2 protein-coding genes and 2 pseudogenes are annotated in these 2,817 nt (G+C 73.2%); 3 read left to right on the forward strand and 1 reads right to left on the reverse strand.

Going from position 1 to position 2,817, the window contains the following annotated elements:
* Positions 1-386, forward strand: a pseudogene (locus tag JNW89_RS33360) (chorismate-binding protein); the annotation flags it as partial.
* A 67-nt stretch (positions 387-453) separates the two neighbouring features.
* Here the strand turns inward: JNW89_RS33360 and wrbA are convergent.
* Positions 454-1,074: an NAD(P)H:quinone oxidoreductase gene (wrbA, locus tag JNW89_RS33365; RefSeq protein WP_238452071.1), complete on the reverse strand. Its 621-nt coding sequence runs from the start codon at positions 1,072-1,074 to the stop codon at positions 454-456.
* 210 nt (positions 1,075-1,284) lie between these two features.
* On the opposite strand from wrbA, the gene JNW89_RS33370 reads away from it, so the two are divergent.
* Together JNW89_RS33370 and JNW89_RS33375 are read left to right on the forward strand one after the other, a co-directional pair.
* A complete protein-coding gene (locus JNW89_RS33370) occupies positions 1,285-2,175 on the forward strand; it encodes an LLM class flavin-dependent oxidoreductase (RefSeq protein ID WP_238452070.1) in 891 nt (296 codons plus the stop codon).
* Positions 2,176-2,623: 448 nt separating this feature from the next.
* Positions 2,624-2,817 (forward strand): annotated as a pseudogene (locus tag JNW89_RS33375) (IS5/IS1182 family transposase); the annotation flags it as partial.

Consider the following 2,817-nt stretch of genomic DNA (forward strand, 5'->3'; position numbering starts at 1 on the left):
CCGGCCTGCCCACGCTGGCGGTCTGCCTCGGCCACCAACTGCTCGCCGGCCTGCTCGGATTGGCGCTGCACCGGCGGGAGGCGCCGTACCAGGGATTGCAACGGGACGTCCCGGTCTTCGGCACGCCTCGACGGGTCGGCTTCTACTCCACCTTCACCGCACTGGCCGACCGCGACCGGCTCGGCACCCGGTACGGGCCGGTGGAGCTGTCCCGTGACCCGGCCGACGGGGCGGTGCACGCGCTGCGCGGCCCCGGTTTCGCCGGGGTGCAGTTCCACCCGGAGTCGGTGCTCAGCCGGGACGGGCTGGCGGTCCTGGCGGACCTGCTCGGGCACCTGCTGGCCCGTCCGGCGCTGACCGCGCATGGATCGGCCGATCGCGGGTAGGGGTTGCGGCGACCGGTGGACCGGACGGGCCGGAGAGCCCCCGCCCGGACCACCGGTCGCCAGTGGGTCAGCCGGCGGCCAGGCCGCGCTTGACCGCGGCGCCGAGGCGCACCGCCCGCTTGGCGGTCAGGGCGGTGGCGCCGAGCGCCAGGCTGTCCGGGGCGGTCTCCCCGTTGTTGCTGGTGTGCGAGGCGCCGTACGGGTTGCCCGCGGCGAACTGGCTCGGGTCGGTGTAGCCGGGGGTCACCACGATGCCGCCCCAGTGGTAAATGATCGTGAACAGCGACAGCAGGGTCGACTCCTGCCCGCCGTGCGAGGTCGCGGTGGAGGTGAAGGCGCTGTAGACCTTGTCCACCAGGGCGCCCTGCGACCACAACGGGCCGGTGGTGTCGATGAACTGCTTGAGCTGGGCGGCGATCATGCCGTAGCGGGTGGGCGAGCCGAAGATGATCACGTCGGCCCAGGACAGGTCGTCGAGCTGGGCCTCGGGGACGTCCTGCGTCTCCAGGTGGTGGGCCTGCCAGCCCGAGTTGGAGCGGATCGCCTCGTCGGGCGCCAGCTCGCGTACCTTGCGCAGGCGCACGTCGGCGCCGGCCTCGCCGGCGGCCTCGCAGGCCGCCTGCGCCATCTGGTAGGTGATGCCGGTCGCGCTGTAGTAGACCACCGCTACCTTGACCTGGCCGTCCATCGGCACGTCCCTCCTCGGTTCGGATCAGCTCCCGCGACTACCCGTCAGGTGCCGTGTCAAACGAGCGACCGCGCGGAGCCTGCCCTGGTCGGGTCCGGCATCCCGGCACCCGGATCGGTGGACTGCCCGCGGCCGCGACGGGAAGGAGAGGCGGATGAGCCTCGGAACGCGCCGGCCCTCGTGCCCGCCCTACGCAGGGACCGACCGGCGATGAGCGACTACGGTCACCCGCTGCTGTTCGGGTCGTTCACCACCCCGGCGAGCGACGACCCGGCGGGCACGGTCGCCCTCGCCGTCCTGGCCGAGCAGGTCGGGCTGGACCTGGTCACCTTTCAGGACCACCCGTACCAGCCGAAGTTGCTCGACACCTGGACGCTGTTGAGCTACGTCGCCGCGCGGACCAGCACGGTGGGCCTGTCGGCGAACGTGACGAACCTTCCGCTGCGCCCGCCGGCGGTCCTCGCGCGCAGCGTGGCGAGCCTCGACCTGCTCAGCGGCGGCCGGGTCCGGCTGGGCCTGGGGGCGGGCGCGTTCTGGGACGCCATCGAGGCGATGGGCGGCCGCCGGCTCACCCCCGCGCAGGGGGTGCGGGCCCTGGAGGAGGCCGTCGACGTCATCCGCCAACTGTGGGACGCCGGCGCGCGCGGCGGCGTGCGGGTCGACGGCGAGTTCCACCGGGTGCACGGCGCCAAGCGCGGCCCGGCCCCCGCCCACCCGGTGCCGATCTGGCTGGGCGCCTACAAACCCCGGATGCTCGGCCTCACCGGCCGGCGGGCCGACGGCTGGCTCCCGTCGCTGGGCTACCTGCAACCCGGCGACCTGGCCACCGGCAACCGGATCATCGACGATGCCGCGCAGCAGGCCGGCCGGTCGCCCCGGGACGTCCGGCGGCTGCTCAACATCACCGGACGGTTCGGCGAGGTCGGTCGCGGCCCGCTGGACGGGCCCGCGGAGCAGTGGGCCGAGGAGCTGGCGGACCTGGCCCTGAGCGAGGGCGTCAGCGTCTTCATCCTCGGCAGCGACGACCCCGACGACCTGCGCCGATTTGCCGCCGAGGTGGCACCCGCCGTCCGCGAGCTGGTCGCCGCCGACCGGCGCTGAACCGGGCGGCGGCACGTCACGGAATTGTGAGATCTAGTGGCCGTCCCGGGCCATCCGGGGCGCTCCCGCCACCCCGCCGATCGTGAGTCGCACCGGCTGACCGACCACCGGCCGTGCCGCGGTCGGTCCGTTCGGGACTGGGTTTGCCCGGGTCGGGGCGGGTAGGGCGGGGCCATGGGAGCCGTTCCCGTGGCGCACCGAGTCGTCGACGTTGACGGCATCCGCACGTTCTATCGGGAAGCCGGGCCGGTGGACGCACCGGTGGTGCTGCTGCCGCACGGCTACCGAGGTGCGGGCCAGTGCTCCGCCCTTCAGGACTCCGTTGGGGAATAGCCAAACCACTCGGATTCACCTGTTGGCATGATTGTCGGATTCGTCGGGTGGGAAGGGTCGAGAGGTGTCGCTGGAAGCGTGGGATGACCGTGGGGTGCCGGAGTTGACCGCGCGGATGGTTCGGGCGTCGTTCCCCAAGGGCACTCTCGCGATGCGGATCCGCGACGCGCTCGGCCCGGTTTTCAGCGACGAGCAGTTCGCGCAGGCGTTCCCGGCGCGGGGCCGTCCGGCGGCTTCACCCGGGGCGTTGGCGCTGGTATCGGTGTTGCAGTACGCCGAAGGGCTCAGCGATCGGCAGGCCGCGGACCA

The sequence above is a fragment of the Micromonospora sp. 4G55 genome, assembly GCF_016803375.1.

Excerpts from the sequence above, each read along its gene's own strand:
- JNW89_RS33370 (WP_238452070.1), top strand. The coding sequence starts at position 1,285 with ATGAGCGACTACGGTCACCCGCTGCTGTTCGGGTCGTTCACCACCCCG.
- wrbA (WP_238452071.1), bottom strand. The coding sequence starts at position 1,074 with ATGGACGGCCAGGTCAAGGTAGCGGTGGTCTACTACAGCGCGACCGGC.